Here is a 22,094-nt window from a genome sequence, read left to right as displayed (position 1 = left end):
CAATTTAGATTTGCTAGGTGATGGTTATTTTCTTCTCAATTCCAATTCAGACACTTTACCATTTGCATCCATTCTGATATCAGAGATGTAATTGAGGTTTTTCTTGGTGTCTTTCAGGTATTCTAGATACTTCTTGATGGTCGTAGGCTCATCGTAATCCTTGATTCCATTTTCTTCATGAATAACGATCAATACCGGAGTCTCCTGATTAGAGAACATTGCTAACGTTTCCTGAATGGATTGGTTTGCTGAATTCACGCTGCTAGCTCTGGCTACCGAATTGAAATAATTTTCAAGTTTTTCGGCTGCAATTTCTTCCGCTGATCTGGTGGCAGCAGGAGCTGGAGGTGGAGTTTGGACTTGCTCAACAGGTGCTGGAGCTGGTGCGGTTTGGACGGCTTTCTTTTTACTCTTACAAGCACCCATGGCCAACAAGGCGAATAGAGCCAGGACTAGAGTTTTTCGGAGTGAAAAGGCGAACATTGACTGTTTCATCATTTTAATAAATTAAGTTTTTAATAATTTAATTTTCAAGTGTCGAATTGGGCGACAAAGGTGGCCGCAAAATAAAGAAAAACTCAGCATATTAATGCAAAGCCCATTCCAATCCTTGAATATATTTACAAATGGAATTAACAATTTTTAATTTCAAAGTAATAAGTACGCATACATGATCTGTGATATTGAATTTTGTGAATTCATTTACCAATTCACGATATTCTAAATATTGAAATTATCGAAGGCCCAAAAATCAACCTAAGTTTATTAGATGGCAAGAAGATAGGTCATTGAAAAATGGAATGTGCTCAAATTAACCTCGCTCGGGATTCATGATAAAGGATTATCCAAAAGAAGAGTGCTGTCGTGGAAAATGAGGCTGTGGTAAGGTGTTTTATTATGCTTTAAGATTGGATGCATCACCCAAGTAAATCTTCAGGCTTCAATTGATAGCAGTGCTCATGGAGTTTGAAGCCCAGTTTTTGATAAAAGGGTTCTGCATCCTCAGCCGCAAACAGTATCAATCGGGCATCGGGGGCTAAGCTCCGGGTGAATTGAAGGATTTCCCTACCGATACCTTTTCCCTGATACGCTTTGGCAACAGCCAAATCTGCAATAAAGCAACGATAGCAAAAGTCAGAAAGGCCTCGAAGGACACCGACCAATTGATTTTTTTCTCGCGCAGTGACGAGGAGGTTTGAACCTTCTATCATTCGGCGCAAATGATCGGAATCATGCATGGGGCGTCGTTTCCCCAAACCAGAGTCATTGAGAATGAAAATGTATTCTTCAAGACTTAAATTCTTTTCTACCTGGAACGAAATCATTATTTTGAGAAATAGAAACCAAGATTATGACCGGAGGAATTGGATTTAGCAGGGATAGCAGCCAGTCATTTAAGGACAACCATAAGTTGGGGAAAATCCGTCAAAAATCCGAGGCAGAAGGAATTTCCAGAGACGGAAAAAATGCGGATCCCAAGGCTCTCTCCGAGGCTATTTTACACCGGAATATGCGGAAATCACGGCTTAAAAATCAAAGCCTAATTATCCTTGGACTCGTAGGATTGACAGCCATTATTCTAGCCTATTTGTTTTTTGATTAATTCAGTACGTCCTGCAAGTCTTTCCGCTTCCTGAACGTGGCTTTTGCAAAAGGGCAAAGGGGAATTACTTTGATCTCTTCCTTTCGGACAAATTCGACCAGTGCTTCCAATAATTTGACACCGACCCCCTGCCCCTTCAGGCTTTCATCCACTTCGGTGTGTTCGATGATCATTTTCTTTGTGCCAGCCATTACATAGACCATTTCGGCAATACGCTTGGCTCCTTCCTCTACAAAAAATGAACCTTTTCGACCGTCAAATTCATGTTTGATTTCCATGGTGTTAGGGAGTTAAGGGTTGATTTGTTCAGGGTTTAGGGTTGAATTGACGAATGGTTCGACGAGCTCACCAACCGTTGTTGAATCGGTGAATCGTGATGGGTTCAATGTTCATTAGTTCAGGATTCATTGGTTAATCGTTTATTGTAAAGGATACTTGGTACTTCGTACATGGTACTTTGTACTTATTTAACTAATCGTTCTTCCTTCCGTCAGCTTATCATAGACATTATCATTCGGCTCCCAAAGTTCGATGCTGTGACCATCCGGATCCAGAATGTGAACAAACTTTCCGTATTCGACCGTTTCATGTGTTTATAATTTGTTTTTTAATGGCCACATGGAATACCCCCAGATAATCATGCTCCTGTGTGTCGCTCTTTCGACATGGGTATTTCAATTTCGTCTAAGATTGTAACACCTTCCGATTTCAGTTCTGCCAGCAATTCCACCAGATTTTCCACCCGGTAGTTGATCATAAAGTCCTTTTCATGTGTTTATAATTTGTTTTTTTCGGTCACATGGAATCTCGCATGGTGGATAATCATGCCAGTGTGTGACGTTCTCGTCATGCTCGATTTCAGATGGTTTGAAATAGGTGGTATCCTCCTTCATCGGAGACCATTGGGAAAAGCCCTTTTGTTCGGGATTTTCACTGCTTCTCCATTCAAAAGCTGTCCCATAGTTGTCGGTATTCAAACCCAAGTGTTTTTGATACCAGGACTTTGTGGCATTGGGATCTTTGACTTTGAAGAATATTCCGCCGATACCGGTGACACGTTTTTTCATCTGTTTATAATTGTTTTTTATCTGTCAGATGGAATCTCGCATGGATTATAATCATCCCAGTGTGAGACGTACTCGTCATGCTTGATTTCATCTGTTTATAATTTGATTTTATTGGTCAGATGCCCGCCTGTATTCGGACAGGGAATCTCGCAAGTTTGATAATCATTCCAGTGTGTGACTTTTTAGTCATGCCTGTCTGCCTCAGGCAGGCCTGTCTGCCTCAAGCAGGCTCGATTTCATTTGAATGCTTTTGATGTAAGTTCAAACAATCTACAAATTGAATTTTAGAATGAAATTTTAAAAGTCAAAAAAATAGCCGCCAGAAAAATTCTGGAGGCTATTCCTATCCAAAGCATTGTTTTCATAAAATCTTACCTTTTAATCAGTCGTTCGGTCATGATGATATATCCGATTTTGACCTGCACCATATACATGCCCGGAGCCATACCATTCAAGTCTAAGGTTTGAATGAAGGTCGATTCCCGATAAATGGTGTCCTCGATTACCATTCGGCCTACGGCATCAAATACTTGGATTTCAACTTCGGCACCCTCGTCCAAATCGACCATTATATTGGTTTCGTTTTGAGCAGGGTTGGGATACAAGATGAATTGATTCGGTCCTACTTCACGGGTTAGTACGATGTCCTTGCTGATGGTCTGACCTGCCCGATCCGTACTGAAGACAGTAATGGTCATTTGTGCGGCTGGAGTATTGGTTCCCTTCCAGATCAGTTGATTTCCTCGAATCTCCAAATCCGGATTTGGATCCATGCTGTAGGTGTGGATATCGTCCACAGGATCGATGGTATTGAGGCTTCCTATGACAGTTCCAGATCCAGCATTTTTCACAACCTTCTGATTGCTCAGCTTAATGTCGAGGGCTTTTGGTTTGTCTTGAACCAAAACTTGAATAGCAATCGGTTCATCCAATTCGAAGAACTCATTGTCGATCAAATTCGCTTTCAGTTCATACAAACCTGGAGTCAATGGATCGTAGGTTCCCGCATCCAAAGTCATTAGAAGCTTTCTGCTTTCAAACCAGGTCGAGCTCATCTGATCCACTTTTTTCCTGATGGTTTCAAAAGGCGTATTCCAAGGAACGGTAATCAGTTCGGCTGACACACGCTTATTGCCTTTGGTTTTTGATTCATGAATCACAATTGAACCTCCACCAAGGACAGTTGAAACTTCAGAGTTTTCATCCGCTCCCAAGCCATTGTCATAGATGACACCATTACTTCCCCAAATCTTTATTCGGAATTGATCGGGGTTGGTTCCACCATTCCACTGACCGTCAATGGCTACCAAAGTAAATTTGAAGCCGGACACACCATTGATTGATCCTTCTCCTCTATAGGTAGCTTTTTTACCCGAAATGACCAGAGTACCTGCCTCATGAAGGATTGATTTAAAGCTCAGGTTTCCGGCGTTGAACTGGAATTCAGTATTGCCATCTACCTGGTTGGAGCCTTTTTTGTATTTGGACACAAAACCAAAGTTTGCTTTTCCGACGGTTGTGGTCCCAATAAGTGCTCCTTCAGGTGAATTAATCCAGCCACCGCCGGTTACAAAGTTTCCATTGGGATCATAGACAGGCAGGTATGCAATGGATTCTGCACAACCACTTCCAACTACGGCTGTTACTTTATACACATTCAATGGGAGTCCGGTCACATCTAAAGTTGCAATTCCAAATTCATCTGTTGCTTTGCTTCCTTTAAATTCTTCATCCAAATAGAAGTTTACTGAAATCCCTTCAACAGCAGGAATTACTTTAGCACTTAGAGTGGCTGTTGAATTAAGTGGAACCGGGGTACCACTGGCCGAAGCGTCGACTTCCAATCCCTGAATGGTAATCACTTGATTGAAAACTGTTGATTTATTTCCTGCTAAATCCTCAGCAATCCAAGTATTGGTGAATGTTCCTGCCCCATTTAGTCCGGTGGATACAAAATTTCCGGATGTTTTTTGAATAGATTTTATAGTGCAATTGTCAAAACCAAATGGTTGCAGGTTTTGGGCACTTGAAAGCAGTTGATCCTGTCCGCAGAATACTGTTCTGTCTAGCTCACCCAATGCAGTTTCCCAACTAGGAGCCTGACTGTCAGTAACAGTAATGGTCTGAACAACCGGAGTGGCTGGATTACCATTGATATCAGAGACAGTCCAAGTGATCGTCGTTACTCCAACCGGATAGGAATCGGTCAACGGCTTGTTGTCGCTACGAATTCCTGTCGGAGCACCAACTGAGCAGTTGTCTGTAGCTGAAGCTGTCGCTTCAAAGCTTGCAGTGCAAAGTCCTGCTTCGGTTGTCAGGTTTTGATTCTGATTTGTCGTGATTACCGGAGCCTGATTGTCAGTAACAGTAATGGTCTGAACAACCGGTACTGCTGGATTGCCATTGGCATCGTTCACAGTCCAAGTGATCGTCGTTGTGCCGACCGGATAGGAATCGGCCAACGGCTTGTTGTCGCTTCGAATTCCTGTCGGAGCACCAACTGAGCAGTTGTCTGTAGCCGTTGCTGTCGCTTCAAAGCTTGCAGTGCAAAGTCCTGCTTCGGTTGTCAGGTTTTGATCCTGATTTGTAATGATTACCGGAGCTTGGTTGTCAGTAACTTTTATCGTCTGAACAACCGGTACTGCTGGATTGCCATTGGCATCGCTCACAGTCCAAGTGATCGTCGTTGTGCCAACCGGATAAGGGTCGGTCAAGGGCTTGTCATCACTTCGTACTCCTGTCGGAGCTCCGACTGAGCAATTGTCGCTAGCCGTTGCTGTCGCTTCAAAGCTTGCAGTGCAAAGTCCTGCTTCGGTTGTCAGGTTTTGATCCTGATTTGTCGTGATTACCGGACTAGTTTTGTCCTTAAGATTAATCTCAAAATTAAATGTAGATTCCTCATCACAAGAATTGATTGCCTTAATAAAAACATTTGTAATCCCCGCTTTAAAAAGTTCTCCACTTCCTGATCCACTACCTGTTAATTCGGTTGCACCAGAAAATTCAAAAAACAAATTTGTTTCCTCTTCTACTTGAATATCATAAAATATTTGCTTTTCACATTGAGCAGCAGGTAATGTTTCCTCATTGGTCGAATCAGGTACTTTAATAAATTCCGGAGCTGTACAATCTTTTATAAACTCTATTACCAATTTTCCAGGCCCCCCACTACCACCTGCATAGGAAGTAAAACCTTGTTGACCAACAAAACCACCGGAACCTCCACCCCCAACTTCAGATGAGGGGATTCCTGATCCAGCAGTTGATCTTCCATCAGCACCTTTTGCCCCTGAGTAATTTCCAAGTCCTGCAATACCAGCTGTACCAAAATTAGCATTCCCTCCAGAACCCATATCGCCCGCACTACCTCCTCCGGCTCCACTAATTCCAGCGGAACCATTGCCTCCAGAACCACCATTAAAAGTCAATCCTACTGTGGCAATTCCAGCGGAACCATATTGAACGCCTCCACATGGAACTGTATTATAAATGGAGCAGTAGGATCTACAACCTCCCCAACTACTACTGCTACAACAATATGAGCCAACAACAACTTGACATGAATTCCTATACCCTCTTTTTCCACCTGCGCCTCCATAAGCTAAAATCGTCCCAAAAGATCCACTAATTGTGGTATTACCTCCATTACCTCCGTCTGAAAAACCTCCAACCCCTCTATTGCCTACTATTATTTGAAGAACTTCGCCTGGCTGTACAGAAACAGTTGAAACCGTGATAGATCCACCCGCTCCTCCTCCACCTCTTGTATTTTCATAAATAGCTGCTCCACCGCCACCTCCTCCACCCCATGCATATACTTTTATAGAATTCACACCTTCAGGTACTTCCCAAGTATAACTTCCGGAAACCTCAAAAACACTTACTTCTTGAGCAATGAGTATATTATTGATAAATAAAATCAATAAAGTAATGAGTAATGTCTTTTTCATAAAACAATTATTTATATTATTTTATTTATTATTTTAAAATTATTAATAAAAATAATATTGATATTTTTTTGTCACTGAATTAAAATGAAGTATCTAAGCTACCATCATTATTTAGCTTTGCTAAGCTATTTTTATCCGATCCATTATAAGTACTAAATGAACCATGAATCAAAATTTTACCATCTGACTCAATTACAATATTCCAAATTGAGTTGTTTGCTCCAGCTCCTGAATTAAAGGAAGTATCAATGCTGCCATCATTATCAAGTCTGGCAATCCTATTGATCTTATTTCCATCAAAAGACAAAAAGTCACCAGCAATCAGGATCTTACCATCACTTTGAACAGCAATAGCCCTAACCGAATTGTCTGCACCAGTTCCTATATCAAAAGAATTATCTAAGCTCCCATCTTGATTAAGCCTAATTATTCTATTTACTGATACGCCATTATGACTTGTAAAGTCTCCTCCTATCAATATCTTACCATCCTGTTGTACTGAAATGTTGTAGACCTTATCATTTACACCCGTACCAGGATAAAAAGTGTTATCCAGGCTACCATTAGAATTTAGTCTTGCAAAGTATTTTCTCTCAATTCCATTAAAAAAATCAAAACTCCCCCCAATTAAAATTTTTTCATCTGGTAATATTGCCATTGACAAAACAGAATTGTCTGGCCCTTCACCTTCATTGAAGGAAGCATCAAGACTACCGTCATCATTTAATCTTGCAATTTTATTTTTCGCCACTCCATTATAAGAGGTGAAATCACCGCAAATAAGAATTTTACCATCATCCTGAACAATTGTAGAAAATACAGATCCATTTGCTCCAGATTTTGAGTTGAAAGTCGGATCAAAGGCTCCTTCTGAATCAATCCGAGCTATCCTCCCTGCTGGTATTCCATCAAAAGTTGTAAATTCTCCAGCAATCAGAATTTTAGAATCCCTTAAGAAAGAATGTGATAATACCAATCCATTAGGCCCAATTGATGTTGGTTCTACGATTACAGTTTCTTCGGCATCTTGAGCCCAAGCAGTAAGAGGCAAGAACCAAATTAAAATCTTAATTATACTTTTTTTCATAGCTTTGAAATTTATTTGGAAATACAATATTTGATAAGCACGATACAAAAAAGTGCCTGCAAGCTGAATTTGCAGGCACTTAGTGTATTAAAGAAGAAGGAATTAGAATTCGGTGGGTTTGGGGGAGAAATTGGAAGTGATGTCCGAAGCTAGATATCCGGTGACCTATGCGTCAGGATTGTCATTCAAATTGTTTTTCCCAACTTTATTTAAATTCGGTTACTTATTTGAATTCGTTAATATTTGTATTCCTATTTGAATTTTATCAGGCAGCGCGATTTGGCGAGTTGTGGCGATGGGTATATTAGCCGAAACCCGAAACTGCTTGGAAACAGAAATCCCGACATAAACTTGGGAAATCCAGAATGGCTTATCAACCTTTTTTGATTCTAAATCTGTATCAGGAGCCTTTAAGGTTGAATAAAAAGTGGGAGTGCCTGTAATGTAACTTCCTTTAAAATTAGCAAATAAACTGAATTCCCCTCCATCAGTTCTAATTTCAGTTAAAAACTCCATAGCTAGATCAGCATATCCTGAGAAAGCGTCTCTCTCAAGTTGTGAACCGAAAACAGGAAGATCTGCTACAAAGCCTGGTTTAAAGGCAGAGTAAAATAGGACATTTTGTCTGTTATAATAAAAAAAAGGATATTCAAGATGAAGATTTGTAATGCCTCCACCATTAAAAAGCTTAGTATTTACTTCTAAGCTATCGGAGGAATCTCCCCCACCTTGTATTACAGAAGAAAAAGAAACTCTAAGAGCTGAAATTCTGCCGCTTACAATTTCTGTGTTTGCTACCCCGCCATTCCCAGAAGCCTGAATGACAAAACTGTTGAGTGTTGAAACACCCGATGAGGTTACATTATTGTAAAAGAAATCACCTTGGTTTCTGTTTTTTACAGGAAAAAATCTCGTAGCCATCACGGGCTTGCCTAAAAAACTATTAATCGAACCAAAATAATCTATAAGGATATTATTTTTATCGATCTCGTTAGTGTTTTTTAAAATAGCTTCCTTCCAATTTACAACTTCTTTAACTTCTTCGACAGTTGGGATCTTATTTATGTAAGCAGATTTCACTTCTAACTCCAGCGAATCAACCTTTAACTTTAACCTATCATTCATTCTTTTCAAGACGCCTACCATATCCGGAGCAGATCGCACATGAAAGGAGAGGGAATCCTTACCAATTGAGTCAAGCAAAGAGATGGCAGCGGCTTTTAGTTTTTCAGTCACAAACTCCTCATTCTTTTTAAGAGTGTAATCATTCTTATAAGTAGGATAAAATGTTGGGAACTGGGCAAAAACTGAAAGAGAAGTTCCTAGAAAAATTGCCAAGAAGTAGATTGTTTTCATTTTTATGAGAGACCAAAATTTGAATATTTGTAATTAATTAAGAATTTCAAATTCAATTTAGTACTCGGAATTTAACTGCAAGATTTACAAGTAGTAACTGTTAAATCTAAAAGTGATTTCGGTCAATCTCAACTAGAATTCGGCGAAAATTCTTCTTTGTCAATTATCAATTATCAAACTCAATGTTCAATTATCAAGTAACCTAGCCCTTGAAAATTGCTCATTGCTCATTGGAAATTGCTCATTGCTCATTGTCCATTTTTAAAAGCCCCATCACAAAAAATCCATACTGAATGATATTAGCGAAGATGCGGATGGACCAGATGCTTTTTTCGAAGGCCGTGTAGGACAAGATGTCCACAAAAAAACTGCCCAGGGAGTAGAAGAATATTCCAGATAGAATCCAAAACCAGGCATATCGCAGGATTTCCTCCCTATTCTCAGCAATCCGAAGCAATGCAAAGGCTGAAAGAAATGAAGTGGTTACCAGAAAAAAGGAATTGGTAATGGCAATGAGGGTGGTGTTGGTATCGGAATAGATTATTTTCAAAACAAATTGAGAAAAGTACAGCGCTGAAAACACCAAAAAAAGGGTGTTCCTCCATCGATTCTTTTTACTGAAATCCAAAAAATAAAAGCAAATCCAGACAAAGAACAGGGCTTCAAACCAGAGGTAAAAGAGCTGAAAAATTCCGTGATAATTGAATAAATCATGTGGCAGAAAATAATAGATAATCAACCCAAACCCATCCACCAAAGCTCCAAATAACAGAAATACAAAAAACAGGCGAAATTTGATGTCGCCTGTTTTTAGCTTAACCAGCGCGAAAAGTAAGGGTATCCAAATCGCTAGAGAAGAAAATGTCTGGAGTTGAACTGGTGTCAAAATAATTCAATTTAAGTACTTGGTGGCCAGGAGTACTGGAGGAGGCTTTCATTATCTAATCGATTTCCGGCGGGTTCAATATTCTTTCCGGAGAAATCTACCGGGACCAGAATCAACCTTAATTTATCGGTTTTCAAATCAGTGTCTAATCCGAAAAAGTACCTTACAAATTGGATTTGATTCTGTATAAGAAATTCTGAAATAAAGGATCTTTCCGATCCATCTTTAGTTTTTCCATTATTTATAAAATAGGTAAACCCGTAACTACTTAATTCCTTGAAATTAGAGTCACTTCTAAAATTATTTACCCATGAGACAACATCTCGGTTTTTTGCCTTTTTATTGGGTTTGACCATCGGCTTCCTAAAACCGCGCAATCTCCTCTCCAACTCACCTTCTTGAAGATTACTGCCAGCTAAAATACTCTTATCCAATAGTTGAGGTGGAATAAAAAGGTATTCACTTTCAGGTTTCACTTTGTGGAGTGAATTTTCATCGTATTCAAAATTAAACCGGGGTTCTATGGCAATAAAGATGTTTGACCTATCATCCTTACAGAACCAACACATAATTCCCGAGAACACAATTCCTTGCCCATCCCAGTCTTTGAATTTTCGAAGATTAAAAGTTCCCCCCGAATAATTAATAAATCCAAAACTGGACTCAGACTTAATAAGATTTGATAAGTAGATAGCTGCTTTTTCGTAACCTATTGGTTTGGTTGCTTTTTCTTCTATTGGCATATGATTTTTTTTTATAATTTTTTAAATGTCGATTGAAATGAAATCCCCCTAGCCCCCTTAAAAAGGGGGAATTTGCCAAAGGCTAATCTCAAACGTTGAATTCATTTGACGCGGTTTGACCCTTTGTAATCTTCTTTCTTCCGTCCCGGAAATACTTCTGGGCAGGCTTTTGATCTTTTGGGAATAATGACGCAAAAAATACCGCCGGATCTTTTGCTTAATCACCCCTGATCAAAAGTCTTCTCCGGTTGGTTCGTCGGTCAGGCCAAGCCGATGATCACCCTGTTCATCTGCCTTTGCCAAAAACATTACTGAAGATCAATACCTCAGCTAATTTTTCTAAGTAAAAACCAGATTTTGGTTGGAAAGACTTTGATTTCGGTTCCGTTTGAACCGGATCTGGTGGATCAATATTCAATTATCAATTTTCAAACTCATCCCGATAACTTTCGGGACAATTATCAAGTAACCCATTCAATGGTCAATGATCAAATTCATCCCGTACCTATCGGGACAATATTCAAGTAACCTATTCAATGATCAATGATCAAACTCAATGGTCAATTTTCAAGTATCATAACTTTTGAACATTGGAAATTGCTCATTGATCATTGGCAATTGATAATTGGAAATTGATCTTTGACCTCATTGCTCCAGGCTTTTTCTTGCACTAGTTATGATTCTACCGAAAATTGCACACAGCTCCTCGCTTTCTTGAAGCAATTGAGATCTACTCAGGGCATCGCCTAAGTCAGAATAAATTAAAATCTTCAAAGTAGATCGTGACTCTTTCAGTTCTTTCAACACAATTCCATTTTTATGAATAAAATCCTTTTTGCTTTCCGCTCCTTGTGCTTCTCCGTAATTCAAACAAGCCCCTGTTGCTGACCGAATCAATTGTCCTTTCAGATGGTTTTCAGCAAAGCTGCTCCCAAGAGTACTACAGAACTTGATACTTTCTCCTGCAAATCGAACCAACCGCTCTTCTAGGTCATATCTCTTTTCCATACCGTGTGAATTATCAATTTTCAAATTCAATTATCAAACTCAATGACCAAATTCAATGATCAATTTTCAAACTCATCCCGATAACTTTCGGGACAATTTTCAAACCCGACTGAATGTTCAATGACCAATTTTCAAACTCAATGATCAAACTCAATGGTCAATTTTCAAATATCATAACTTTTGAACATTGGAAATTGCTCATTGCTCATTGTCCATTGATCATTGCTCATTGATAATTGATCATTGCTCATTGATAATTGCTCATTGATAATTGCTCATTGTCCATTGATCATTGCTCATTGGTAATTGATCATTGATAATTGATCATTGATAATTGTCCATTGCTCATTGCCCTTTCCTCAACAAATTCAAAAACTCCTCTTTCCTCCTTCTCGAAACATCGATTACCGCACCGTCGGTCAGCTTCACCTGCCCTCCTTCGCCTTTGAAGTATTCGGCGACATAGTCCAGATTGATCAGGTGAGAATTGTGCACACGGAAGAATCGGTACTCTTCCAGCATTTGCTCCACATCCTTGAGTGTGCGGGAAACCAGGATTTTGCGTTTGTCGGCTGTGAAAAAGGTGGTGTAGGTATTATCCGATTCGCAGCGCAGGATGTCTTTGATCTGTACAAAAAGGTACCCATTCAAGGTTGGAAGGGCTATTTTCGCATGTTCACGCGGCAGGCTCAGGTTCTTGAGCAGTGACTGAATCTGATCGGTGCTTTTTTCCCTGCGGGAGCGAAAACGCTCCAAAGCCAAGTTGAATTCCTCCTGTGCGATGGGCTTGATCAGGTAATCCACCGCCGCCAAGCGAAAGGCCTTTACCGCAAACTCCTCAAATGAGGTAATGAAGATGAGTTCGAAAGGGATCTTTTCCAGCTTCATCAGCCAGTCAAAACTTGTATCCGGTGGAAGCATCACGTCGCAAAAGACCAGATCCGGCTTTAAACTTTTACACAGCTGATCTGCCTCCCCGATCATGGTTGCCATACCTACAAGATCCAAATCCGAAACACCCTGAATCAGACGGATCAGGTTTTCCCGGGCATGGGCATCGTCTTCTACAATCAATACTCTATAGGCCATTATCAATCTTTATCAAAAGGTATAATTACGATCACTTCTTTTCCTTCCGAGGTATGCTCACTGAAATAGAATCCGGCTTTTGAACCCCGAAGTTCGTTAAGTGTGCGAAATCGATCTTCCATCAGGTTGAGTCCCATGGAGCTCTTTTTGACTATTCGGGACAGGTCGATATCGGACTTTTCAGAATGACCATTTCCATTGTCTTTTATTCGGATTCGCAGATGATTTTCATTTTCCATAGAAAACAACACTTCAATCACACCTGATTCCTTCAGCCCATGCCAAACAGCATTTTCCAAAAAGGGCTGAATCATCATTGGCGGAATAGAAATCTCCTCTGCCTGTAGCTCTTCCGACAAAGTGAATCCATAAGTGAATGCATTGCCTGTTCGAAGTTTTTCGAGGTCCAGGTAGATTCGATTGGCCTCCAATTCTTCCTGAAGGCTAACCCACTGTTTGGCGGAACTTTCCAGCACATACCGGATCAACTGGGAAAACTTAATTAGGTAATCACCCGCCTGATTGGGTTCATGGGACTGTATAAAATGATGGATAGAATTGAGGCAATTGAAGATGAAGTGAGGATTGATTTGTGCACGGAGGGCTTTGAGTTCCCCTTCCGCTTTGGAGAGCCTAAGCTCGGTTTCTCTTTTTCGGAAATCCGATTCCCTTCGGGAGCGATAAATCACAAAAATGATAAAAGAAAATGCCAGAACTACGGGTATAAGTCCAAGCAAAATGGCCATTTGGATAGTATCTCCATTCGAATCTGTAGCCGATGCAAAGGCTAAAACCCTATTAAACTGAAATAAAATCAATGAATTCAGGTACATTAAAAACTAAAAAAAAGAGTGATGGAAAACGGGCTGGTTAATTACATAATATGATTATCCGCAATTCTACCAGTTTGCTAAAATTGAAATTGCAAAAAGCGGATAATCGTCGACAGACGACCGTCCACAGTCCACAGCTCGTCTCATCGGACTTCTAGCCTTATTTCCTATGGCTACTGGTAAGAAAGCGGATATACAGATTACATAATTAAGATATGGTTTTTCTAATATCGAATGAAACTACTCAAAGAATAATATGAAAAAATTGTTGAATGCTGGATGACTGATGAGGGATGTTTAAAAGGTTGTCATTGTTGAGAAGTAAGGAAGCAAGGAAGCTGGGAGGCTGGATGACTGATTGTCGGATGTACCCCACGACCCCCTTAAGGGGGGAGAATGGGTATAAAAGTCTTATTTTTTGATTCCGGTTTGAAATTATTAATGACAATACTTGGTACTTGGTACTTGATACCTTGTACTTAAAGAATACTCTTCAAAAAATTCCTTGCCCGGTCGAGGTCTTCTTTGGTGTCGATTGCGATGGCCTGATGGGTGGTTTCGACCATCCGGATTTTCACTCCTTTTTCAACCAATCGAAGTTGTTCGAGCATCTCGATTTGTTCGAGGTAGCCTTTAGGCCAAGAAGTGTATTCCTTCAATAGCTCACGGGTATAGGCATATACTCCGACATGTTTCCAATAAAAAATATCCTCTGATCTTTCCCTATTAAAAGGGATTGGAGAGCGGGAAAAATAGATGGCATTCATTTTTTCATCCACTACAACCTTGACGGCATTTGGGTTGTAGGCCTCATCTTCCGAAATCCTGCACATCAAGGAAGCCATTTTCACTTTTGGTCTTTCGAAAGCGGCAACTAGACCCTGCAGGGATTTAGGGTCTTGGAAAGGTTCGTCCCCCTGTACATTGACAATTAGGTGGGCATCAACTTTCTCCAGAGCTTCGGCAATCCGATCCGAACCGCTTTCATGATTTTTCTTACTGAAGTAGACATTTCCTCCAAGGTCCAGAATCTGCCGTTCAATTTCTTTATGATCAGTGACGACCCAAACCTCGTCAAAAACGCCTGCAGCAAGTGTACTTAGGTAAGTACGCTGAATCACCGAAATCCCACCAAGGTCCTGTACCAACTTGGCCGGCAGGCGGGTGGAAGCATAACGTGCAGGTATGAGAGCGGCTATTTTCATGTGATTATAATTTGTTTTTTAAAAGTAGCTCCTGCTGTCCCTTCCGCCGCGACGGATCGGGAGAACGCTCCGGATCATCCTTCCCCTGTGGTACCGAAGCTACGAGGTCATGGGCATTTCATTAAAGTGAATAAAAAGAAATCGAATCGTTTTTTGTTCAGTTTATCATCTGATTCTAAAAACCTTCTTTATCGCTTTGACGGGATCAAAGGTACTGGCCTTTTTGATTTTCTTTTTCTTGGTCTCCAGGTCGTCTCCGTAGTAATTATACATGTACTTGTTATTCTGGGAGTACAGGTAGGTATTGCCGTAGCCGTAATTGTAGCCTTCGTAGTGATAGCCTGAATTGAGTATTCCGTTAAAGACACCATAGACATTTTTGACCTGCTTGTTGTTAAACAGGTCGTTGATCATCACCAAGTGGTCCTTGATGGTATAATTTTGCCTAACCACATAAAGATTGATATCAAATAAGCGCATCAGATCGATGGTCTCTGATACCAATCCCATAGGAGGGGTATCAAAAACGATGATATCAAAGCGTTCGTCCAAATAGCTCAAGAACTCAATTAACCGGGGTGTCTGAAGTAGTTCGGCAGGATTGGGAGGAATTACCCCGGAAGGAACAAAGAACAGGTTTTCTTGTTGTGTCGGGAAAATTATCGATTCTGCGGATACCTTACCGATTAAATAGGTGGACAATCCCACCTTTTCTGAATGATCAAAATAACTGGCCAATTTTGGTCTTCTCAAGTCAGCACCTACCACCACTGTTTTCTTTGAACCCAAAGCCATTGCTGAAGCCAAATTGAGGGAGGTAAATGTTTTCCCTTCACCTGAAACAGAGGAGGTGACAAGAATTTTTTTGGTGTTTTTACCGGCAGCCAAATATGAAATCGCTGAGCGGAGTGACCTGAAGGATTCCGCAACTGCAGATTTAGGATGTTCCAAGACCACCTTGTTGGTTCCCTTAGTGCTGTAGCCCACGACACCGAGTTGAGGAATCATGAAATGCTTTTTCAAGTCGCGCTGATCCTTGATGCTATCGTCAAACATATCCCGCAACACGATGAATCCGAAAGGCAACAATAGCCCAAGTGCCAAGGCCAAACCATAGTTTTGGGTTTTCTTTGGAAATACGAGTGTTCCTTTTTTTGCCAAATCCAGAATCGCATTGTCGGAGACGTTAGCAGCGCGCGCTATACCAGCCTCTGCCCTTTTCTCGAGCAAATATGTGTAGAGCGACTCCCGAAGTTTAAATTCCCTGAAAATACTGGTGTACTTGGATTCGGATTCAGGAAGTGTTGCAAACTGAGCATCGTATACTCTGATTTCGGCCTGAATACTTTTCTTTTGTTTGTTTGTGTTTTCAATCAGATTGACCACGTTTTCAAAGAGTGCATCCTGGACCTTTTCCATTTGCACATCGATTTTGATTACCTCCGGGTGATTTTCATTGACCGTGGCCAGAAGTTTTCTGCGCTCTTGGGACAAGGTGACCAAGGTTTGGATCAGCCCATTCAGCAATGGATCAGGGACACCAATCACAGAAGGTGCAACGACATCAGAAAAGTCCCTGCTTTTACGCTCCATATACTGTCGGATTTCCTCGAAGTATTGAAGTTGGAATTCCAGGGCAGCATTGCGTTCGTCCAAGGCATTCATTTTAGAAAGAATGCTGGAAAACTCAGCCGAAACATCCAAGAGTTTGTTGTCAACTTTGAACCGTTGCAGTTCCCTTTCTTTGGCCTTGAGTGAATCCTCCAAGTACCCAAGTTGGCTTTCAATAAAGTCAATGGTATTTTCCTGGATTTTATTTTTCTCATTGAGATCGTACTCAATGTAGGATTGCATCAGGGCGTTGATGTAGTCTCTACCCTTTTCAACGACCTTGGTGGTAGTACTGAGTCTCAATACAGAAGAATATTCATTTTGCAGAACTACTTGTACAGATCTGGCAAGTTGTTCTTCCAAGACAGCGGGATTGACAAATCTAAAAATAACCAATTCGCCTATTCGGGATGGATTGACCAAAAAGACCGTAAATTTGGACCTTGCGGTTTCTATAGTTTGTCCGAAGGTATATGTCTTATTATACACTGATTCATCACCGGCAGCCTGCGCGGAGTTGAAGTCCATCAAGCCTGACTCTGCAGGAAGCAGTTTGAAATTGGTTTCGGAAAGGATTTCCAGTTCAACCGATGCATCAGTTACCTGCAGGTGATTCCAATCTACCTCGATTCGTATCGGAGATCGATCATAGAGTTCGATGTCCTTGATATTGGTTTTAGCAAAATATTCCACATCAAAGTGGAGTTTATCCATGGCAATTCGGGCCATATTTTTTGACCGAAGGCGGAGGATATCATTTTCAAGATTTATACCTGCATTGAAAATATTTGAGCGATCCAAAATCCTGGATTCAGGGGTGTTGCTGTTTTTGATGACGATGGAACCCGTAACTTCAAACTCATCGACGGTGTAACGATGAAAGAGGAAGGTTGCAGTGAGAAAAATAACCGTAAAGAGCACATACCAAGGCCAATAACGAATGTACTTGGCGATCACATACCTGATCTCCAGTGCTTTTTCTTCGTTGTCGAGTTGACTCAGATCCAGTTTCTCCATCTTCTTATATTCCTCTCGAAACTAAATTAAATATTAAAAGAGTTGAAGCAAAGAGTCCGGCAAATAAAGCTAAAGAAGCTGTCAAATTATCTGCAGTACCTATTTGACGGATTTTCATCGGTTCGAGATACAAAATGTCATTGGGTTGGATAAAAAACCAGGGGCTTCCGAGCAAAGCCCTGTCATTGAGGTTAATCTGATGGATTTTTGTTCCACCATCATATTGTCGAATGAGAAACATTTTGTTCTTTTTTCCCAAGAGGCTGGTTTCGCCTGCTGTGGCCAAAGCATCAAAAAGAGTTGCTCTGTTTTTATAAATAATCTGAACACCCACACTGTTAAATTCCCCCAAAGTGGTGTATCGGATTCCGGCCATCCTTAGTCTAACAAATACTTCCTCCTTGAAAAATTTGTTGATTTCCTGCTGCACGGCCACTTTTGCCTGCTCTTCGGAAAGTCCACTGATTTTGATTTTGCCCAATTTGGGTATTTCGACCATCCCATCTTTGTCCAAGGAGTAACCCGACATGTAGAGCGGGTCACTGCCTCCCCCACCACCTCCACCTATGCCGATTCTGGCACCCGCACCTTGCGGGGAATTCAAAAAGGTGAATCCGGCTACCAATTCGGGATCTGCGCTGGCAAAGTCAATTTGTACGATGTCAAAGGGTTGCAGGATGTAAGTATAGTCGACTTCAGCAAATGGAATAAACTCATTTAGCCCGATTGCGGTACTGTCAGAAAGGTTTTGTAAATAAGTTATCCGCTTATTACTGATACAGGAAGATGCCAAAAGAGTGATGCAGGCGAAAAAGAAGAGATGCTTCATTTAGAATGATTTGAACTCAGTAAATCAAAGATATGTAAAATTGATTATCCTCAAGCCAATATGTTGCCAGAAAGGATTCAAGTAAAGATTTATGGTGAACTAGTATATGCTGTGCAAAATATACTTTTTGAATTAAGCTATTACTAAATAAGCTTTACTCCATCCTACTATTGCGAGGGATCGGCTCCGGAAATACCACAATGGAGAAAACCCGGCAAGGTCTTGTTCGGTTGCAATGACATTTTCCCCTAAATTGAGCCTATGAACATTCGTAAAGCTACGGAATCGGATATCCCCCAAATTATTGAACTGCTGAAACTTTCATTGGGGGAAAGTATGATTCCAAAATCTGAAGCGCTTTGGAAGTGGAAACACCTGTACAATCCTTTTGGGAAGTCTCCAGTCTTAGTTGCCGAGGAAGCCGGTCAACTGATTGGAGTCAGGGCATTCCTGAGGTGGGAGTTTTTGGATCAAGGGAAAATCCTCAAAGCCTGCCGTGCGGTCGATACCGCCACTCACCCTGATCATCAGGGAAAAGGCATATTCAAAAATCTCACGTTGGCACTGATCGAAGACATCAAAAAAGAAGGCCTTGATTTGATCTTCAATACGCCCAATGCTAAAAGCACGCCGGGATACCTTAAAATGGATTGGGAAAAATGGGGGAAACTTCCGCTCAAACTTAATTTCCACTTCAGTAAATCCGGAAAACAAAAAGAGGTACCCTCATCAGATTGGAATAGAATTTCAAAGCTTATCCGAAGAATAGAAACTTCATCCCGGGAAGGAGTTGCAACCCAAACCCGAATTGTTCCCGGGTACCTAAATTGGAGGTTTCGAGACAATCCACTTTTCCCCTATCAATTCCTCAGTGACGGAGAAAACTACCTCTTGGTCTACCGAATCAAAGAGGGGAAAATGGGTCGGGAATTTCGAATCTGTGATTTGCTGGTCAGCCAAAAGCTTACCAAGACTTTGGAAAAGGACTTCCAAAAAACGCTAAATGAGCGAATTGAAGCTTCGGGCTCAAGGTTTTCATCTTTTTCAGGGCTAAACTACCCCAATCAAAAAATCCTTGAAATGGGCCTGATCCCAATTATGAAAATTGGTCCTGTGGTCACATTGCGAAAAGTTCAGGATGATAGCTCTCCAATGGCCTTGCCTTGGGGATGGAGTTTGGGGGATTTGGAGGTGTTTTGAGGTACGAGGTGCGAGATACGAGATACGAAGTACGAGATACGAGGGACGAGGGACGAGGTACGAAGTACGAGGTACGAGGTGACAAGCGGGAAGACCGGAGACCGGAGACCGAAGATGGGTGAAGGTTGACCGATGTTAGGTGACCGATGTCCGATGTTTGATGATAGATGCTGGATGTCAGATTTCGGAGCTAGGGGGGGGGTACGAGGGACGAGTACGTACAAGCTCACAGCACATTGAAGGGAGTTCTCTTTAAAGAATATGGATGTCCGCAATGACAGCAATAGCCAATTTTTATTTGCTTCACCTCGACTTCCTGGCTTCCGGGAGGCGGCGATCGGTGCTAGGCGATATCGTTTGTGGTGGAGGGGAGAAAAAGCGGATAATCTTTATTAAGGAAAAAAAAAAACGCATACCAGCAGTATGCGCTTTTCCAGTCGGAATATGAAAAAAGTAAACTCTTTGATCAGGGACGGTATGACCATAGCTCAGTACCTCTTTTGAAATACAGTGTGCCATCATTCCCCATGACCAATAAGGCTGCGTTTTTTGTCAATTGTGTCACTTCCTTGGTCAGCGGATCCAGTTTGAACAGTTTTTCCCAATCAGTCCCATAGATATTTCCATCCGGATGAAGAACCAGAAAGGCACTTCTCCAGATATGACTTTTAAATGGAGGGAAATCATAAAGCTTTTGGGTGAAAATCACTTTTCGCTCCACTGGATCAAAAATGAATAAAGTGCCATCTCCCATTCCCCAGAAATTCCCGTCTGGCCCCTTGATCAGTCCGGTCAAGGCAGAGGCACCTGGAACAGGCACCGTATCAAACAGGGTTTGACCTGTGGTCGGATCCCAAGCAAACAACACCGCTTCCTTGGTTTCGGGGTTTTTCCCTAATCCTCCGGAGATGGTAGTGCCTCCAAGCACATACGTTCCGGTATAAGCCAAGGTAGCGATCGACTGCTTGTCAACCGGGCTGTCAAAGAATTTCAACTCCTCTTTTGCCAAATCATAGGTAACCATCGCTCCTCCAAGTTTTCCATATTCAGGAATCATCCCAAAGACAAGTAACTGACGTTCCGGAATGCTAACCTGGGCAAATGAGCGGCTTTGACCTTCTTTCTGCCCCAGAAATTTTGGGTTATTTTCCTTGGGCATCCACTTGGATTTGCTGTCATACACATAGAATTTCCCCTTTGGGTAAACCCCAAAAAAGATTTGATCTCCCAGCACAGACATTGCCTCAGTCTGATCCAAACCAGGGAGAAAGGTATGCGTCCCGGTCTTAGGATCGAAAGTCGCATTTCCTCCGGCCAAGTAGCCACCCGACCAGATTTTACCGTCAGGAGCGGTCAGCAAGGAGTGGATTGGGATGGGCTGTCCGGGGATTTGAAGCTTGGTTTTTTCCAGTAAATTATCCTTCGGGTCGTATGAAATCAAATTTGCACCTGAAGTCAGGAAATAAACCTTTCCATCCGTTCCGATATTGAAAGCGAGCGCAGTACCGACTCCCTCTGCCAGTTTTTGCGCCGTTTCCACTGATTGGGCCGGATCAAAACTCATCAAATCAGACTTTGAGGTGTAGTATACGGCCCTTCCGGAATTTTCTCCTGCGATCGCCCGCATGTCCATACCCTGTATTTCCTGTTCAAATTCCCGAGTCTTCAAGTTATAGACCAGGGTAATGCTCCCATTAGTAATGAGTGCAAAAAGTCTGTCGTTTCCATCCAATCCGGGGACGATTTCGAGCCCATAGACGAACTCGAAGTCTTTGAATTTCTCGGGTAGCAATTCCTTTTTCTCTCCTGTTTTCGGATTGATTTCGATCAGATGAGCTTTTGAACCAACACCGGCATAAAGCATCCCTGTCTTGGGATAGAAAGCCAGGCTTCGGACATAGTTTTCATTTTCCACCAATGGCCCCTTTCCCACATCAGAAAAACCTTCTTTTGGATGGTATCTAAAAACCCGGCAACCGGGATAAGTAGCACCGAAAACTTCACCATCCGCTCCAGAGCTGAGATTCCAAAGGTAGGTCTCTCCTTCCAGGACTACGCCCAAATCCTTGACTTCCTGAGTTCCGGGAATATGGGCAAACAAGCTACCGTTTGCTCCCGGAGCATACAGTGTCCCATCGGAAGACTGTGCCAAATCCCAGGCTCCATCAGCTTTAGGAAGGGCCTGATCCAAAATCAATTCCCTGGTTTTGAGGTCATATCCCAACAAATGCGCCGGCTCGCCCCGGACGACGGTATAGATCAGATCATTTCCATGTTGGTCTTTTGCAAATACACTACCCTGAATCATGGAGGCAAAAAGCTGCGGACCATGATTGGTAAAACGGGTGGTGTCTACCTGGGAAAATGACTCCGTCAAAACGGCGAAAAAAAGAAAAGCTAAGCTTAATTGTTTTAAATGGTTCATCTATAATTGAATGGTTAAAGGTCTAAGCAAATGGTGAGTTGAAGCCAAACTTATTGTCAAAATCCCCTGAGGCTGTCTCATAACTGCTGCTTGTCACATTGATCGAAGTCGAAATGCGGCTGTATTCGTTGTAAATGGCCTTCGTACTGCCCAACTCTCGTTGGTCAGGTGCTCAGGCTGACACC

18 protein-coding genes are annotated in these 22,094 nt (G+C 41.6%); 2 read left to right on the top strand and 16 right to left on the bottom strand.

Annotated elements, in window-relative coordinates; all coding sequences use genetic code 11:
• Nucleotides 1-24 precede the first annotated feature (24 nt).
• Nucleotides 25-495, bottom strand: a complete 471-nt coding sequence (locus tag Q8M62_RS07995; protein ID WP_304900698.1) for a nucleoid-structuring protein H-NS — start codon at nucleotides 493-495, stop codon at nucleotides 25-27.
• Nucleotides 496-917: 422 nt separating this feature from the next.
• Nucleotides 918-1,325 (bottom strand): GNAT family N-acetyltransferase, encoded by a 408-nt coding sequence (locus tag Q8M62_RS07990; RefSeq protein ID WP_304900699.1) that lies wholly within the window; start codon nucleotides 1,323-1,325, stop codon nucleotides 918-920.
• Nucleotides 1,326-1,351: 26 nt separating this feature from the next.
• Between Q8M62_RS07990 and Q8M62_RS07985 the strand changes: the two genes are divergently transcribed.
• Entirely contained in the window at nucleotides 1,352-1,603 is a 252-nt protein-coding gene (locus tag Q8M62_RS07985; RefSeq protein ID WP_304900700.1) for a hypothetical protein, read from the top strand.
• Here the strand turns inward: Q8M62_RS07985 and Q8M62_RS07980 are convergent.
• The 13 genes from Q8M62_RS07980 to Q8M62_RS07920 form a co-directional block, all read right to left on the bottom strand.
• Nucleotides 1,600-1,881: a GNAT family N-acetyltransferase gene (locus Q8M62_RS07980; RefSeq protein WP_304900701.1), complete on the bottom strand. Its 282-nt coding sequence runs from the start codon at nucleotides 1,879-1,881 to the stop codon at nucleotides 1,600-1,602. The genes Q8M62_RS07985 and Q8M62_RS07980 overlap by 4 nt on opposite strands.
• Before the next feature lie 489 nt (nucleotides 1,882-2,370).
• Entirely contained in the window at nucleotides 2,371-2,670 is a 300-nt protein-coding gene (locus Q8M62_RS21555) for a VOC family protein (RefSeq protein ID WP_371134629.1), read from the bottom strand.
• Between the two features lie 371 nt (nucleotides 2,671-3,041).
• Nucleotides 3,042-6,620 (bottom strand): T9SS type A sorting domain-containing protein, encoded by a 3,579-nt coding sequence (locus Q8M62_RS07970; RefSeq protein WP_305668073.1) that lies wholly within the window; start codon nucleotides 6,618-6,620, stop codon nucleotides 3,042-3,044.
• A 79-nt stretch (nucleotides 6,621-6,699) separates the two neighbouring features.
• Complete coding sequence (locus tag Q8M62_RS07965; protein WP_304900703.1) at nucleotides 6,700-7,707, bottom strand: delta-60 repeat domain-containing protein; 1,008 nt, start codon at nucleotides 7,705-7,707, stop codon at nucleotides 6,700-6,702.
• Between the two features lie 219 nt (nucleotides 7,708-7,926).
• Nucleotides 7,927-9,063 (bottom strand): hypothetical protein, encoded by a 1,137-nt coding sequence (locus tag Q8M62_RS07960; protein ID WP_304900704.1) that lies wholly within the window; start codon nucleotides 9,061-9,063, stop codon nucleotides 7,927-7,929.
• Between the two features lie 241 nt (nucleotides 9,064-9,304).
• A complete protein-coding gene (locus Q8M62_RS07955; RefSeq protein WP_304900705.1) occupies nucleotides 9,305-9,949 on the bottom strand; it encodes a hypothetical protein in 645 nt (214 codons plus the stop codon).
• 11 nt (nucleotides 9,950-9,960) lie between these two features.
• Complete coding sequence (locus Q8M62_RS07950; protein ID WP_304900706.1) at nucleotides 9,961-10,692, bottom strand: hypothetical protein; 732 nt, start codon at nucleotides 10,690-10,692, stop codon at nucleotides 9,961-9,963.
• A 645-nt stretch (nucleotides 10,693-11,337) separates the two neighbouring features.
• Complete coding sequence (locus Q8M62_RS07945) at nucleotides 11,338-11,700, bottom strand: four helix bundle protein (RefSeq protein ID WP_304900707.1); 363 nt, start codon at nucleotides 11,698-11,700, stop codon at nucleotides 11,338-11,340.
• A gap of 345 nt (nucleotides 11,701-12,045) precedes the next feature.
• On the bottom strand, nucleotides 12,046-12,789 hold the full coding sequence (locus tag Q8M62_RS07940; protein ID WP_304900708.1) for a LytTR family DNA-binding domain-containing protein: 744 nt from the start codon (nucleotides 12,787-12,789) through the stop codon (nucleotides 12,046-12,048).
• Between the two features lie 2 nt (nucleotides 12,790-12,791).
• Nucleotides 12,792-13,622 carry a sensor histidine kinase gene (locus Q8M62_RS07935; protein WP_304900709.1) on the bottom strand — a complete coding sequence of 277 codons (831 nt, stop codon included), beginning with the start codon at nucleotides 13,620-13,622 and terminating at the stop codon, nucleotides 12,792-12,794.
• A gap of 479 nt (nucleotides 13,623-14,101) precedes the next feature.
• A complete protein-coding gene (gene kdsB, locus Q8M62_RS07930; RefSeq protein WP_304900710.1) occupies nucleotides 14,102-14,827 on the bottom strand; it encodes a 3-deoxy-manno-octulosonate cytidylyltransferase in 726 nt (241 codons plus the stop codon).
• A 165-nt stretch (nucleotides 14,828-14,992) separates the two neighbouring features.
• Nucleotides 14,993-17,455, bottom strand: coding sequence for a polysaccharide biosynthesis tyrosine autokinase (locus Q8M62_RS07925; RefSeq protein WP_304900711.1), 2,463 nt, complete (start codon nucleotides 17,453-17,455; stop codon nucleotides 14,993-14,995).
• A 4-nt stretch (nucleotides 17,456-17,459) separates the two neighbouring features.
• Nucleotides 17,460-18,284, bottom strand: coding sequence for a polysaccharide biosynthesis/export family protein (locus Q8M62_RS07920; RefSeq protein WP_304900712.1), 825 nt, complete (start codon nucleotides 18,282-18,284; stop codon nucleotides 17,460-17,462).
• Nucleotides 18,285-18,545: 261 nt separating this feature from the next.
• Between Q8M62_RS07920 and Q8M62_RS07915 the strand changes: the two genes are divergently transcribed.
• Nucleotides 18,546-19,484 (top strand): GNAT family N-acetyltransferase, encoded by a 939-nt coding sequence (locus Q8M62_RS07915; RefSeq protein ID WP_304900713.1) that lies wholly within the window; start codon nucleotides 18,546-18,548, stop codon nucleotides 19,482-19,484.
• A gap of 466 nt (nucleotides 19,485-19,950) precedes the next feature.
• Here Q8M62_RS07915 and Q8M62_RS07910 read toward each other — a convergent pair whose 3' ends face one another.
• Complete coding sequence (locus tag Q8M62_RS07910; RefSeq protein ID WP_304900714.1) at nucleotides 19,951-21,909, bottom strand: hypothetical protein; 1,959 nt, start codon at nucleotides 21,907-21,909, stop codon at nucleotides 19,951-19,953.
• Between the last annotated feature and the right edge of the window lie 185 nt (nucleotides 21,910-22,094).

The organism is Algoriphagus sp., assembly GCF_030694375.1.
Lineage (GTDB): Bacteria > Bacteroidota > Bacteroidia > Cytophagales > Cyclobacteriaceae > Algoriphagus.
This window is presented reverse-complemented; position numbering and strand designations above follow the sequence as displayed.

What these genes read in the sequence shown, in the direction of transcription:
- Q8M62_RS07995 (WP_304900698.1), bottom strand. Translation starts at nt 495, where the DNA reads ATGAAACAGTCAATGTTCGCCTTTTCACTCCGAAAAACTCTAGTCCTG.
- Q8M62_RS07990 (WP_304900699.1), bottom strand. Translation starts at nt 1,325, where the DNA reads ATGATTTCGTTCCAGGTAGAAAAGAATTTAAGTCTTGAAGAATACATT.
- Q8M62_RS07985 (WP_304900700.1), top strand. Translation starts at nt 1,352, where the DNA reads ATGACCGGAGGAATTGGATTTAGCAGGGATAGCAGCCAGTCATTTAAG.
- Q8M62_RS07980 (WP_304900701.1), bottom strand. Translation starts at nt 1,881, where the DNA reads ATGGAAATCAAACATGAATTTGACGGTCGAAAAGGTTCATTTTTTGTA.
- Q8M62_RS21555 (WP_371134629.1), bottom strand. Translation starts at nt 2,670, where the DNA reads ATGAAAAAACGTGTCACCGGTATCGGCGGAATATTCTTCAAAGTCAAA.
- Q8M62_RS07970 (WP_305668073.1), bottom strand. Translation starts at nt 6,620, where the DNA reads ATGAAAAAGACATTACTCATTACTTTATTGATTTTATTTATCAATAAT.
- Q8M62_RS07965 (WP_304900703.1), bottom strand. Translation starts at nt 7,707, where the DNA reads ATGAAAAAAAGTATAATTAAGATTTTAATTTGGTTCTTGCCTCTTACT.
- Q8M62_RS07960 (WP_304900704.1), bottom strand. Translation starts at nt 9,063, where the DNA reads ATGAAAACAATCTACTTCTTGGCAATTTTTCTAGGAACTTCTCTTTCA.
- Q8M62_RS07950 (WP_304900706.1), bottom strand. Translation starts at nt 10,692, where the DNA reads ATGCCAATAGAAGAAAAAGCAACCAAACCAATAGGTTACGAAAAAGCA.
- Q8M62_RS07945 (WP_304900707.1), bottom strand. Translation starts at nt 11,700, where the DNA reads ATGGAAAAGAGATATGACCTAGAAGAGCGGTTGGTTCGATTTGCAGGA.
- Q8M62_RS07940 (WP_304900708.1), bottom strand. Translation starts at nt 12,789, where the DNA reads ATGGCCTATAGAGTATTGATTGTAGAAGACGATGCCCATGCCCGGGAA.
- Q8M62_RS07935 (WP_304900709.1), bottom strand. Translation starts at nt 13,622, where the DNA reads ATGTACCTGAATTCATTGATTTTATTTCAGTTTAATAGGGTTTTAGCC.
- kdsB (WP_304900710.1), bottom strand. Translation starts at nt 14,827, where the DNA reads ATGAAAATAGCCGCTCTCATACCTGCACGTTATGCTTCCACCCGCCTG.
- Q8M62_RS07925 (WP_304900711.1), bottom strand. Translation starts at nt 17,455, where the DNA reads ATGGAGAAACTGGATCTGAGTCAACTCGACAACGAAGAAAAAGCACTG.
- Q8M62_RS07920 (WP_304900712.1), bottom strand. Translation starts at nt 18,284, where the DNA reads ATGAAGCATCTCTTCTTTTTCGCCTGCATCACTCTTTTGGCATCTTCC.
- Q8M62_RS07915 (WP_304900713.1), top strand. Translation starts at nt 18,546, where the DNA reads ATGAACATTCGTAAAGCTACGGAATCGGATATCCCCCAAATTATTGAA.
- Q8M62_RS07910 (WP_304900714.1), bottom strand. Translation starts at nt 21,909, where the DNA reads ATGAACCATTTAAAACAATTAAGCTTAGCTTTTCTTTTTTTCGCCGTT.